The following is a 12274-nucleotide window of genomic DNA, read 5'->3' as shown; positions in this document are numbered from 1 at the left end:
TTCAGCCGTTCTTGCGGAACCAGTTGTGCAGGTAATCCACGAAGATGCGTACCTTTGCCGGGAGATAGCGGCGGTGCGGATAGACGGCGTAGATGCCGCGATCGGTCGGAAGATAATCGTTGAACAGCGTCAACAGCTGCCCGCTTTCGATCGCCTTGCGGCCGATGAAATCCGGGACGATGGCAACGCCGAGATCGGCGAGCGCCGCACGCAGGGTCGCATGCGGGCTGTTGACCTCAAGTGTGCCGTTGATGGCGACATTGAAGGTCGTGCTGTCGGCATCGACGAAGCGGATGTTGCCCTGTGAGCGAGTGTTGGTATCGATGATGAAAGGCACCTGGGCCAGATCGGTCGGATGTTCGAGCGTCGGATAGCGGTCTAGAAATGCCTGGGTTGCGCAGAGATGGATGCGGAAGTCGGAGATCTTGCGGGCGATCATGCCGGAATCTTCCAGCTTGGTGATGCGCACGGCGACATCGAAGCCCTCCTCGATCAGGTCGACGAAGCGGTCGTCGGCGGAAATTTCCAGCGCAAGATCGGGATTTTCCTTGGCGAAGTCGATCAGCGACTGCCCGACATCCGCATCGGCGAAGGTGCGCGGCACGGAAACGCGCAGCCGACCTTTCAGCTGCTGATTGTTCTCGCGCACAAGGTCGGCAAGATTGTCGATCTCCTTCAGGATATCGGAGGCGGTGCGGTAATAGGTGTGGCCGGCCTCCGTCATGGAGAATTGGCGCGTCGTGCGGTTCAAGAGGAGCGCGCCGAGCTCGTCTTCCAGTTCGCGGACATATTTCGACAACAGCGCCTTGGAGCGCCCGGTCTTGCGTGCGGCCGCCGAAAATCCTTCGGCTTCGACCACGTCGATAAAGGCGCGAATCCGGGTCAACGTATCCATGGCGAAGCCTCCCGCTAACTGTTTCCGGATGTTGAACAAAATGCTTTGATTTGTTCAATTATTTTTTTCGGGCATGGCTGAAAAATTTTCTTGATTATTACGGCGAATGTTCCTATTTCCCGATTAGCCCAAAGTCGCACGTGCCCGTGGGTGTCCGCCGATCCTCGATGTGGTGAGAAAATCGGTAAGGTACCTGGAACTAACCCCTCCAGTCGCTATTTCGGCCAACCGAAAAATGCGAGGACATCTGAAGCAACGACGGTGCGGGCCTTTTTGTTCTCTCCCGGCTTTCCATCAGCCGGGGATACTGAAGAGGCACACCTTCATTGCCGGAAGTGCGGTTGGGATATTCCCTCCAATCCAAGGCAGACAAAGCGAATTAGCGCCGCTTGCGGCACTCGTTCATCATCCGCGCTTCGCGCATTTGCACGGTACCGGGGTCTCCACCGGCTGGTTCCTGAGCGAGTGAGCGTCGCCCTTTGTCCTCTGGGTTTTCCCCGGAGCCTTTGGAATTTGAAAGGGAATTGACATGACCACGCAACGTATTCGCGATTTCCTCGCTGCCCGACGTCCGGACGGTCCTTGCCTGGTGGTCGATCTCGACGTCGTCCGCGACAATTTTCACGCCTTCCGTCATGCCATGCCGGACAGCGCCATCTATTATGCCGTCAAGGCCAACCCGGCTCCGGAAGTGCTGCGCCTCCTCGCAAGCCTCGGCTCCAACTTCGATTGCGCGTCCGTCGCCGAAATCGAAATGGCGCTGGATGCCGGCGCAACGGCGGCACGCATCTCCTACGGCAACACGATCAAGAAGGAGCGCGATATCGCCCGTGCGCATGCACTCGGTATCAACCTCTTCGCCGTCGACAGCCATGAGGAAGTCGAAAAGATTTCCCGTGCCGCTCCCGGCGCCCGCGTGTTCTGCCGCGTTTTGACCGATGGTGAAGGCGCCGAATGGCCGCTGTCGCGCAAGTTCGGCTGCGTCCCGCAGATGGCCGTCGATGTTCTCGTCTACGCTCATCAGCTGGGTCTGGAATCCTACGGCGTGTCCTTCCACGTCGGCTCGCAGATGACCAAGGTCGATGCCTGGGACGATGCTCTTGCCGATGCCAAGCGCGTCTTCGTTTCGCTCGCCAAGCAGGGTATCCACCTGCAGATGGTCAACATGGGCGGTGGGTTCCCGACCAAGTATCTGCGCGACGTTCCCTCGGCCGAAGCCTATGGCAAGGCGATCTTTGCGTCTCTGCGCGCCCATTTCGGCAACCAGATCCCGCACACGATCATCGAGCCGGGCCGCGGCATGGTCGGAAATGCCGGCGTGATCAAGGCTGAAGTCGTCCTGATTTCGAAGAAGTCGGACAATGACGCCGCCCGCTGGGTCTTCCTCGACATCGGCAAGTTCGGCGGTCTGGCCGAAACCATGGATGAGGCGATCCGCTACCCGATCCGCACGACGCGTGACGGCGACGAGATGGAGCCTTGCGTCATTGCCGGCCCGACCTGCGATTCGGCCGACGTGCTTTACGAGAAGAACCTCTATCCGCTGCCGGTGTCGCTCACCATCGGCGACGAGGTCCTGATCGAAGGCACTGGTGCCTATACCACGACCTACTCGGCTGTGGCGTTCAACGGTTTCGATCCGCTGAAGGCTTACATTATCTGAGTCCGATATCGCCGCTCCCGTAGCCAGCCGGGGCGGCACCTTCACAATAGTTCGTCACCACCGCTGATAACGGTATTGGGCACGGGAGGCCGAGATGGCCGCTGTTCTTGATTCTGTCCGCGCATTCTTTGCGCCGTCCACTTTCACCCTCGACCTGGAAAATGCAGGCGATGTCGTTGCGCGCGAAAACCTGCTGGATCGCGCCATGGGTCCCGATCGCCGCAAGAAATCGTCGGAAAAGCTGCGCCAGGGCCGTGTTCCGGCCGAAGGTCTTGCGCTGGTCGCGCGGGATCGTGCCGGCCATGTCATCGGCACGGTTCGCCTCTGGAACATCGAAGCCGGCGTCGACTGCGAAACGCGCCCAGTCGAAGCGCTGCTGCTCGGTCCGCTGGCAATCGATCCCGCGCATGAAGGCAAGGGCATCGGCTCGGCACTGATGCGCGCCGCCATCCTGGAAGCCAAGAAGCGCGGTCATGGCGCGATCCTGCTCGTGGGCGATGCGCCATACTACGAGCGTTTCGGCTTCTTTGCCGCAAAGACGCGCCATCTTGTCATGCCGGGTCCGTTCCAGCGCGAGCGCTTCCTGGCTCTTGAGCTCAAGGAAGGCTGGCTCGACAGCGCCGCCGGCATGATCGTCGCCAGCGGCCGCAAACTGGCTCAGCCGCCGATAGCAAAGGCTGGTTAAAGAGGACTGAGAGTTCTGAGCTCTATCACGCCTTCGTCCATTCGGGCGGAGGCGTTTCTCATTGAGGCTAGGGCAGGAGCCTTGCCGGAACTACGGGTTCATCAGCGCGGCGAGGAAATGCCTCGAAGACGAGGCCGCCACAGTCCTTCACGCCTAAATATTCTGATCCATCGTCTCGGCTGGAATCTCGTCGGCGCGATGGATGCGGACGACTGCAGCCGGAACGCCTGCGACGGTGCAATGCGGCGGAACGGGTTTGACGACGACACTGCCGGCGGCGACCTTGCTGAAGGCGCCGATTTCGATGTTGCCGAGGATTTTGGCGCCGGCGCCGATCATCACGCCGTGGCGAATCTTCGGGTGACGGTCGCCGCTCTCCTTGCCGGTGCCGCCGAGCGTGACGTTCTGCAGGATCGACACCTCATCCTCGACGACCGCGGTCTCGCCGATGACGATGCCGGAGCCGTGGTCGAGCATGATCGACGTGCCGATCATCGCGGCCGGATGGATATCCGGGCCGAAGACGAGCGAAACGAGGTTGGAAAGCCAGCTCGCAATTTCCTTCCGGCCTTCCGTCCAAAGCGCATGGGCGATACGGTGCGTCTGCAGGGCATGGAAGCCCTTCAGGTTCAGGAGCGCATGCAGGTAAGTGGTGCAGGCGGGGTCGCGGGTCCGCACCGCGACAAGATCCGTTTCGGTCGCCTGCAGGATGGCGGGATAGCGCGCCAGCACGTCCGACAGCAACGAAAGCATATCGCCATGCTCGATCCTGACGACGCAAAGGCGGGCGGCCAGTACGTTGGCAAGGCTTTCGGCATCGGAGCTTCCGGCAAGCAGTTGCGCCCGCAGCAGAGGGGCAAGCGTCGGCTCGCGCGCTGCCAGTTCGGCGGCTTCGCAACGGATCACGTCCCAGACGTTTTCGGCTAGGGCAGGAGAATTTTCGGCGATTGCCGTTCCTGACTGAGGCATGATCCTGTCTCTCTGCATCTCGTTGTTTTCACGCTATTCCGGACGGAAAACCGCTGCGCACTTTTCCTGGAATTGGTTTAACCGGAGATATCCACGACGCCGCAATCGCCGGCTTCGGAGGCGAAGGCGAGCAGCTTGCCGGACTTGCTCCAGCTCATTGAGGTGATCGCACCCTTGCCGGGCCGGCGCAAGAGCGCTTCCTTGGCGTCCCCGATGCGAACTGCAAGGATCATACCGTCGATAAAGCCGATGGCGAGGATATCCTCGACGGGGTGGAATTTCACCGAGGTCGCCATGATGTTGGCGCGCGTGCCTAGCTCCAGCGGCGCCTTGCCCATCGGGCCGTCTTTGCCCTGGAACGGCCAGACGATCGCCGCAGGCGCGCCGGACGAGGCGAGCCATTTGCCTTTATTGGACCACGAGAGCGACTTCACCTTGGCGGGATAGCCTGTCATGCGCATATGGCGGGCTTCGGCGCCGGGCTTCGCGTCCATCTTCCAGCCGTGCAGGGCGTTTTCCTGCATGGTGGTGACGATGAACTGGCCATCCGGCGAGAAGGTGACGCCGGTGTGTGCGCCCTTCCATTCGAGATTGGCCGGCGGCGCGCTCATGCCGACCCAATGCAGCGACACGCCGTTATAGCGGGCGACGGCGATGCGCAGGCCCTTGGGCGCGAAGGCGATGCCTTCGACCGTGCGTTCTTCCGGAAACTCTTTCGTCGTCCCGTCGGAAAGCCGCACGAAGGTGCTTTTGCCATAGGAATAGGCGACGGCGCCTTGCGGGCCGGCAGCCACCTGGCCGATCCATTTGCGTGGCGCTTCGGCCAGTACCGTCGTGCTGCCGTCGGATGCGATCCGCAGGACCTTGCCGTCCTCGCCGCCCGAAATCAAGCTCTCGCTATAGGGATCGCGGATGCAGGTCAGCATTCCCTGATGGGCTTCGGTGACCTTCTCGCCGCCTTCGAGACGGTGGATTGCGCCCGCGGCGCTAGCGAAGAAGGGGGTGTCACCTAAAAATTCGACGGCCAGAACGTGGCCGTCGATATCAAGCGGAGCGACAGTCGGCATCAGGCGGACGCCTCGCACGCCTTGAAGCTGGCTTCCAGCTTTTCGCGGTCGAGCTCGCGGCCGATGAAGACAAGGCGGCTTTCATGCTTCTCGCCGTCCTTCCAGGGGCGCTGATGATCCCCTTCGATGATCATGTGCACGCCCTGAACGACGTAGCGCTCCGGATCGTCCTTGAAAGCGATGATGCCCTTGAGACGCAGGATATTGGGGCCTTGCGTCTGCGTGACCTTCTGGATCCAGGGGAAGAAGCGTTCCGGATTCATCTCGCCGCCGCGTAGCGAAACCGACTGCACGGTGACGTCGTGGATCGGCGACAGGCCGTGGTGATCATGATCATGGTGGTGATGCTCATGATCGTGATGATGATGGTGATCGTGATCATGGTCGTGATGGTGATGATCGCAATCCGGACCGCAGACGTGATCCTCGTGCCCGTGCTCGAGGAAATGCGGATCGTTTTCCAGCGCGCGTTCCAGGTTGAAGGCGCCCTGGTTCAGCACGCGGGCGAGCTCGACGCCGGAGCGGGTCGTCTTGTAGACGCTGGCGGCCGGGTTGATGGCGCGAACGATGTCCTCGATCTGGGCCAGCTCTTCCGGAGAGACGAGATCGGACTTGTTGATGACGACGACGTCTGCAAAGGCGATCTGGTCTTCGGCCTCGCGGCTATCCTTGAGGCGCAGCGGCAGGTGCTTGGCGTCCACGAGTGCCACGACGGCGTCGAGTTCGGTCTTGGCGCGGACATCGTCGTCCATGAAGAAGGTCTGCGCGACAGGAACCGGATCGGCAAGACCGGTCGTTTCGACGATGATGCCGTCAAAACGGCCGGGGCGGCGCATCAGGCCCTCGACGACGCGGATCAGGTCGCCGCGAACGGTGCAGCAGACGCAGCCATTGTTCATTTCGTAGATTTCTTCGTCGGATTCGACGATGAGATCATTGTCGATGCCGATCTCGCCGAACTCGTTGACGATGACGGCATATTTCTTGCCGTGGTTTTCGGAGAGAATGCGGTTCAGCAGCGTCGTCTTGCCGGCGCCGAGATAGCCGGTGAGAACGGTGACGGGAACGGGCTTTTGCGTGGCTGTTTCGGTCATGGGAGCCTCGAAATATGGAAGGTTGCCCCGGGGAGCAGACATTGGTCGCGTTCCATATAAGGAGTTGGAGACGTCAGTTCAAAGGCTTTTATATGTTATAAGATCACATTGGGTTGCGGAGAGGTGAACCGGCTGCCCGCTCATGACAGGGTCGAGATATCGAAGTTGTCGACATCTTCAAGCAATTCGACAAGACCTTCGACAGCATGCGAGATGAGCCGCTCGCCCTTCTCCGCCGTTGCCGCGCCTGCATTGCCCGCGACGCCTTGCGGGCTCAGATCGGACATTTTCCAGCCGAAGGCGTGAGGGCCGTAGGCGCGCAGATGCCTGAAGCGCTCGATGAACTCCGATTGGCGCGATGGGAAGTTCGCCGCCTTCGACATGTCGACCTTCTCCGGATGGAGGGCGAGCATCACCGATGTCTCTATATCGCCGCCATGAATGTCGATGGCCTTCTCGTCGGGCGCGATCAGCCCGTTCGGCACGCCGAAACGCGTCCAGCTGGTTGCGACCGCCAGCATGTCGAAGCGCGCGCGCGCTTCGGCCGCCACGATGGTCATCAGCGGCGAGTTGCCGCCATGGGCATTCAGCATGAGGAATTTGCGGATGCCGAGATTGTTCATCTGCTCGGCAATACCGAGCCACCGCCGAACAGCTTCATCGAAAGTTAGCGTCCGGGTACCGGCGACATCCATATGCTCGATGGAATATCCAACCGGCTCGACGGCGAGAAACGTGACCGGCAGGTTTGCCGGCAAGGCAACCTTGAGGCGTGAGACGATTCCCTGGGCAATGAGCGCATCGGTTTCGAACGGCAGGTGTGGACCGTGTTGCTCATAGGCGCCAAGCGGCAGCACGGCGATCCATTTTCTTCGCTCTTCGGGTGTCAATGTTTCATCATTGTCATCGAAACATGGCAAAGGATGCGCCATCTGAGGATGTACCTCTTGTTTATGTCAGTAACCTGCGCAATGTCATAGCGTGATGACTTAGCGGCGAAAAGGTCAACGGAATCACGATGGGCAAAAAGAACAAGGTGGGGAAGAAAAGTAAGTCGGGTAAGAAGAAGGATCACCGGGACTACACGCTTGCCGATCTGTCGCCTGCCTTGACGCAGGCGGCACGGTCCATGCGCACGGTGATGACACGCAGCCTGACGGCGAGCGGTCTCTATGCCGGGCAGGACGGCGTCATTCTGGCCCTGGCGGCAAGCGATGGTCTCCCGGCCGGCACCCTGGCGCAAAAGCTCGGGGTCAAGGCGCCGACCATGACGCGCACGATCGGCCGCATGGAGGCACAAGGTTTCGTCGAACGGCGGCCGGACGCCGACGATGCCCGCCTGACCAAGGTCTATTTGACGGAAGCAGGGCGAAACAGCGTCAGCGAGATCGAGAGTTCGGCGGCGAGCTGCGATGAGCTTGCGACCCGCGGCTTCTCGGAAAAAGATATCCGCTCGCTCGTGCGCCTGCTCAAGACGATCGAGCATAATCTCCAGGCCGGCGATGACGGCGAGGATGAAGACGAATTCTGAGGATCCCCGAGAATTCGTGTTGCGCGGCGTGATTAAAGCTTTTAATTAAAGATTTTAAATTCCGGAATCGTAAAACGAACGGAATATGTTACGGCTGCGTTTCACGGGGAGGGCGCGCGTGGCGCAAAAGATAAAGCTTTCTACGATTGCGGAAACGCTGGGCATTTCAACGGCAACGGTATCTTTGGCCCTGCGCGACAGTCCGCTGGTTGCGGTCAATACGCGAGAGAAGATCAAGGACCAGGCCCGCGCGCTGGGCTATATCTACAATCGCCGGGCGGCAAGTCTCAGGACATCCCGGTCCGGGATCATCGGTGTCGTCGTTCATGACATCATGAACCCTTTCTACGGAGAAATCCTGAAGGCGATCGAAAGCGAGCTCGACCGCAGCCGCCACACCTTCATCCTTTCCAATCATTATGATTCGGTCGAAAAGCAGCGAACCTTCATCGAAACACTGCTGCAGCTCGGCGGCGACGGTGTCATCATGTCGCCGGCTATCGGGACACCGCCTGAGGATTTTGAGCTCGCGGAAGAAAACGGCATGCCGGCCATCCTCGTCGCGCGACAGATCGAAGCGCTGGACCTGCCGACCTTTCGCGGTGACGACAGTTACGGGATCTCGCTTGCAACCAACCACCTGATCAGCCTCGGTCACCGCTCCATTGCCATGATCGGCGGCACCGATCAGACCTCGACCGGACGCGACCGCTATCAGGGCTATGTGAATGCGCTGCGCAAGGCGGGCATCGAGGTCGATCCAGATCTGCGCATCCCCGGCGCCCGTTCCAAGCAGGGCGGCTTCGAGGCGGCGGTGCATTTCCTGTCGCTGCCGCAGAAGCCGACCGCCGCCGTCTGCTGGAACGATCTGGTCGCCATCGGCCTCATGAACGGCATTTCGCGTGCCGGTCTCGTCCCCGGGCGAGACATCTCGGTCACCGGCTATGACGATCTGGAAGAGGCGGCCATCGCAACCCCGGCGCTGACTACCGTCTGGAACGGTCAGGCCGAGGTCGGAAGGCTTGCAGCGCGCGCGCTTTTGGATAGGTTGGCAGGAAGCCATGAACCGGACGGTATTCATCTGATCAAGCCGGAAATGCGCATCCGCCAATCGACGGCGCCCTATAAAGCTCGCTAGCAGCGGTTCGGCGCCGAACTGTCTCTCAAGAGGAAAGATTCATGTCCGATAACCGCATCGCCGTCCTCGTTCCGGGGAAGATACATCCGCGTGTCCTCGAAAGACTAGGGAAACAGTTCGATATCGTCTCTGTCGAACGCGATGGCGGCCCGAAGGTCGATGCGCAAACCGCGGCCCGCATCCGGGGCGTTGCCGTTGCGGGCGGCTTCGACACGGGCTGGATCGATGCCTTTCCCAATCTCGAAGTCATCGCCAATTTCGGCGTCGGTTATGATGGCGTCGACGTCAAGCACGCCGCGTCCAAGGGCATCGTCGTCACCAATACGCCCGACGTGCTGAATGACGAGGTCGCAGATACCGCGATTGCCTTGCTGCTGAACACGCTGCGACGGTTTCCGAAGGCGGAGAACTGGCTGCGCGAGGGGCGTTGGGCGAAGGAAGGAGCGTTCCCGCTCTCCCCCTTTTCGATGAGGGGGCGCCGCATCGGCATCAATGGTCTCGGCCGCATCGGCCTCGAGATCGCGAGACGGCTGGAGCCGTTCAAGGTGACGATCGGCTATCACACGCGTACGCCGCGCGATTCGTTGCCCTATGACTACTATCCGACGCTGAAGGAGATGGCGCACTCGGTGGACACGCTGATCTCCATCGTGCCGAAGACGGCGGAGACGCATAAGGTCATCAATGCCGAAATCCTTTCGGCGCTTGGGCCGCAGGGCGTGTTCATCAATGTCGGCCGCGGCTGGTCCGTCGATGATGATGCGCTGATAACAGCCCTCGGCAACGGCACACTGGGCGCCGCCGGCCTCGACGTCTTCTACGACGAGCCCAATGTCCCGGCCGGATATCTCTCGCTGCCGAATGTTTCGCTGCTGCCGCATGTGGCTTCCGCCTCGGTGCCGACGCGCGATGCCATGGCCGATCTCGTTGCCGCTAACATCATCGAATGGTTCGCCAAGGGTGAGCCTGTGACGCCGGTGCCGGAAACGCCGGTCAAGCCGCGAGGCTGATCACACGGCTTTTTGCGGATATGGAGCGACCGCAGGCCGCTCCCTGCCAGCCGCATAATCGCGCACGGCATCGCCGAAGGCGGTGAAGAGTTTCAGCGACGGCGAATCCGTTTCCGCCCAATATTCCGGATGCCATTGCACGCCGACGGCAAAGGCCTTGGCGCCAATGACGGAGACGGCCTCGATCGTGCCGTCCTCGGCCAGCGCTTCCACCTGCAGTCTCGGCGCCGTATCGGCGATCGCCTGACGATGCAGCGAATTGACACGCACTTCACCTGGCCCGACCACCCGGGCGATGCAGGAGCCTTCCTTGACGAAGACGCTCTGGCGGATGGAATACATCGTATCGCGATCGACATTCGGCGGCTTGCGATGATCCCATATGCCCGGCTGGTCCTGGATTTCGCCTGCCAGCGTGCCCCCAAGCGCGACGTTCAGCTCCTGAATGCCGCGGCAGATGGCGAGCATGGGAACGGCGCGGTCGATCGCACGGCGGATGAGCGGCAGCGACGTCGCGTCGCGCGCCGGATCGAAGGGGCCGTCGCTATCCTTTGCCTCTTTTCCATAGAGAGATGGATGCACATTGGTCGCCGAACCGGAAACGAGGAGCCCGTCCACCCGGTCGAGAATGGCATCCGCATCGTTGCCGTCCTCCAGCGCGGGAACGATCAGTGCCATCAATCCCGCCGCTTTGACCGCCGCGCGGACATATTGCTGCTGCACCGCATGCCAGGCGGCGCCATCGAACTCGCGGATATCGGCGGGAATGGCGATGATGGGTCTGGACATTCGAGGCTCCGGAAAGGGCGAAACGGTTGTATGGTGGACCTCTGGACGATCATGATGTCAATCCCAGGGCGGATTTTTGCTCCATGAATTTACGCGAAGACGGTCCGGCCGGCAACGCGCAGAAGTTTTCATAAGGCTTTGTTTCAGCTCGTCGTGCGGATGTACAGGAATCGCCATAATGCGATGCGAGAGCAAACTTGAAAGACCGTGTGCGGCATGGTTAGCTCTATCGCTTGCGCCGTGACTGGGGGCGCTGTCCCCAGCAATGCTGTCCGTATGGGAGAATTCGATGGATCGCCGTTCCTTTATCACGCGGGCGGGCGCTGTTGGCGCAGGTGCTGCCGCTTCCGCGCTTGCGAGCCCGGCCCTTGCCCAGGAATATCCGAAGATCACCTGGAGGATGACCTCTTCGTTCCCGAAAAGCCTGGACACGATCTATGGCGGCGCGGAGGATATTGCCGCGCATGTTTCCGACGCGACCAACGGCAATTTCGTCATCCAGACCTACGAGGCGGGGGAGATCGTTCCCGGTGCCCAGGCGGCAGACGCGGTCAGCGCCGGCTCCGTCGATGCTGCGCACACCTGCTCCTATTATTTCTGGCAAAAGGATCCGACCTATGCCATCGGCACGGCGCTGCCCTTCGGTCTCAATGCCCGGCTGACCAATGCCTGGTTCTACCAGGGCAACGGCAACAAGCTGATGAACGAGTTCTATGCGACGCAGGGCATTTTAGGACTGCCTGCGGGCAACACCGGCGCGCAGATGGGCGGGTGGTTCCGCAAGGAAATCAATACGCTCGACGATCTCAAAGGGTTGAAGATGCGCATCGCCGGCCTTGCCGGCAAGGTGATCGAGAAGATCGGCGTGGCGCCGCAGCAGGATATTCCGGTCAACGGCATATACGATGCGCTGAGCAAGGGCACGATCGACGCGGTCGAATGGGTCGGCCCCTATGACGACCTGAAGCTCGGGCTGCAGAAGATCGCTAAATATTACTATTATCCGGGCTGGTGGGAGGGCGGTGCCGTGGTGCATGCCTTCTTCAACCTGGAGAAATGGAATGCCCTGCCGAAGCCTTATCAGGCGATCCTCGGCGATGCGTGCGCCTTCGCCAATACCAACATGCTGGCGAAATACGACGTCAAAAATCCTCAGGCGCTGAAGGATATCGTAACGCAAGGCGTGACACTCAGGCCCTTCAGCCAGGAGATCATGGAAGCCTGTTTCCAGGCAGCCGGCGCGCTTTATGCCGATCTCTCCAAATCCAATGATTATTTCAAGCGCATTTACGAGGACCAAGTTGCCTACAAGAAGGATGCATATCTTTGGATGCAGCTTTCCGAGTATACATTCGATACCTTCATGATGATCCAGCAGCGGGCGGGTAAGCTGTAATCGTATTTCATAAGTCTTTGTGGATATATCGTTCTCT

The 12274-nt window shown here is 60.5% G+C and carries 12 protein-coding genes; 6 read left to right on the top strand and 6 right to left on the bottom strand.

Annotated features, from left to right (window positions below; translation table 11 throughout):
• Position 1: 1 nt before the first annotated feature.
• Positions 2-895 (bottom strand): LysR family transcriptional regulator, encoded by an 894-nt coding sequence (locus C7U61_RS15680; protein WP_106998936.1) that lies wholly within the window; start codon positions 893-895, stop codon positions 2-4.
• Positions 896-1424: 529 nt separating this feature from the next.
• Here C7U61_RS15680 and odc2 point away from each other — a divergent pair.
• Together odc2 and C7U61_RS15670 are read left to right on the top strand one after the other, a co-directional pair.
• Positions 1425-2558 (top strand): ornithine/lysine decarboxylase, encoded by a 1134-nt coding sequence (odc2, locus tag C7U61_RS15675; RefSeq protein ID WP_106998935.1) that lies wholly within the window; start codon positions 1425-1427, stop codon positions 2556-2558.
• A 94-nt stretch (positions 2559-2652) separates the two neighbouring features.
• Positions 2653-3243, top strand: a complete 591-nt coding sequence (locus C7U61_RS15670; protein WP_106998934.1) for an N-acetyltransferase — start codon at positions 2653-2655, stop codon at positions 3241-3243.
• Between the two features lie 153 nt (positions 3244-3396).
• Here the strand turns inward: C7U61_RS15670 and cysE are convergent, their stop codons facing one another.
• The 4 genes from cysE to C7U61_RS15650 all read right to left on the bottom strand — a co-directional run bounded on the left by cysE (position 3397) and on the right by C7U61_RS15650 (position 7305).
• A complete protein-coding gene (gene cysE, locus C7U61_RS15665; RefSeq protein ID WP_106998933.1) occupies positions 3397-4212 on the bottom strand; it encodes a serine O-acetyltransferase in 816 nt (271 codons plus the stop codon).
• Positions 4213-4289: 77 nt separating this feature from the next.
• Positions 4290-5279, bottom strand: a complete 990-nt coding sequence (locus C7U61_RS15660; RefSeq protein WP_106998932.1) for a WD40 repeat domain-containing protein — start codon at positions 5277-5279, stop codon at positions 4290-4292.
• The gene (locus tag C7U61_RS15655) at positions 5279-6373 is read right to left on the bottom strand and encodes a GTP-binding protein (protein WP_106998931.1); all 1095 of its coding nucleotides are present in this window, start codon (positions 6371-6373) and stop codon (positions 5279-5281) included. Before C7U61_RS15655 ends, C7U61_RS15660 begins: the two co-directional genes overlap by 1 nt.
• A 140-nt stretch (positions 6374-6513) precedes the next feature.
• Positions 6514-7305 carry a creatininase family protein gene (locus C7U61_RS15650; RefSeq protein WP_106998930.1) on the bottom strand — a complete coding sequence of 264 codons (792 nt, stop codon included), beginning with the start codon at positions 7303-7305 and terminating at the stop codon, positions 6514-6516.
• Positions 7306-7391: 86 nt separating this feature from the next.
• On the opposite strand from C7U61_RS15650, the gene C7U61_RS15645 reads away from it, so the two are divergent.
• The 3 genes from C7U61_RS15645 (at position 7392) to C7U61_RS15635 (ending at position 10052) form a co-directional block, all read left to right on the top strand.
• Positions 7392-7904, top strand: coding sequence for a MarR family winged helix-turn-helix transcriptional regulator (locus tag C7U61_RS15645; RefSeq protein ID WP_106998929.1), 513 nt, complete (start codon positions 7392-7394; stop codon positions 7902-7904).
• A gap of 118 nt (positions 7905-8022) precedes the next feature.
• Positions 8023-9042, top strand: a complete 1020-nt coding sequence (locus tag C7U61_RS15640; protein WP_106998928.1) for a LacI family DNA-binding transcriptional regulator — start codon at positions 8023-8025, stop codon at positions 9040-9042.
• Between the two features lie 41 nt (positions 9043-9083).
• Positions 9084-10052 (top strand): 2-hydroxyacid dehydrogenase, encoded by a 969-nt coding sequence (locus C7U61_RS15635; protein ID WP_106998927.1) that lies wholly within the window; start codon positions 9084-9086, stop codon positions 10050-10052.
• Here the strand turns inward: C7U61_RS15635 and C7U61_RS15630 are convergent, their stop codons facing one another.
• Positions 10053-10841: a gamma-glutamyl-gamma-aminobutyrate hydrolase family protein gene (locus tag C7U61_RS15630; protein ID WP_106998926.1), complete on the bottom strand. Its 789-nt coding sequence runs from the start codon at positions 10839-10841 to the stop codon at positions 10053-10055. It abuts the gene before it with no gap.
• Positions 10842-11130: 289 nt separating this feature from the next.
• Between C7U61_RS15630 and C7U61_RS15625 the strand changes: the two genes are divergently transcribed.
• A complete protein-coding gene (locus C7U61_RS15625; RefSeq protein WP_106998925.1) occupies positions 11131-12237 on the top strand; it encodes a TRAP transporter substrate-binding protein in 1107 nt (368 codons plus the stop codon).
• Positions 12238-12274: the final 37 nt, after the last annotated feature.

It is taken from the genome of Rhizobium sp. JAB6 (genome assembly GCF_003024605.1).
Lineage (GTDB): Bacteria > Pseudomonadota > Alphaproteobacteria > Rhizobiales > Rhizobiaceae > Rhizobium.
Note: the sequence above shows the minus strand (reverse complement) of the source record. Positions and strands in the feature narration are given on the sequence as shown.

Bases quoted from the DNA above. Each gene is read 5' to 3' on its own strand.
- C7U61_RS15625 (WP_106998925.1), top strand. From the start codon at position 11,131: ATGGATCGCCGTTCCTTTATCACGCGGGCGGGCGCTGTTGGCGCAGGT.
- C7U61_RS15635 (WP_106998927.1), top strand. From the start codon at position 9,084: ATGTCCGATAACCGCATCGCCGTCCTCGTTCCGGGGAAGATACATCCG.
- odc2 (WP_106998935.1), top strand. From the start codon at position 1,425: ATGACCACGCAACGTATTCGCGATTTCCTCGCTGCCCGACGTCCGGAC.
- C7U61_RS15650 (WP_106998930.1), bottom strand. From the start codon at position 7,305: ATGGCGCATCCTTTGCCATGTTTCGATGACAATGATGAAACATTGACA.
- C7U61_RS15630 (WP_106998926.1), bottom strand. From the start codon at position 10,841: ATGTCCAGACCCATCATCGCCATTCCCGCCGATATCCGCGAGTTCGAT.
- C7U61_RS15670 (WP_106998934.1), top strand. From the start codon at position 2,653: ATGGCCGCTGTTCTTGATTCTGTCCGCGCATTCTTTGCGCCGTCCACT.
- C7U61_RS15680 (WP_106998936.1), bottom strand. From the start codon at position 895: ATGGATACGTTGACCCGGATTCGCGCCTTTATCGACGTGGTCGAAGCC.
- C7U61_RS15655 (WP_106998931.1), bottom strand. From the start codon at position 6,373: ATGACCGAAACAGCCACGCAAAAGCCCGTTCCCGTCACCGTTCTCACC.
- cysE (WP_106998933.1), bottom strand. From the start codon at position 4,212: ATGCCTCAGTCAGGAACGGCAATCGCCGAAAATTCTCCTGCCCTAGCC.
- C7U61_RS15660 (WP_106998932.1), bottom strand. From the start codon at position 5,279: ATGCCGACTGTCGCTCCGCTTGATATCGACGGCCACGTTCTGGCCGTC.
- C7U61_RS15645 (WP_106998929.1), top strand. From the start codon at position 7,392: ATGGGCAAAAAGAACAAGGTGGGGAAGAAAAGTAAGTCGGGTAAGAAG.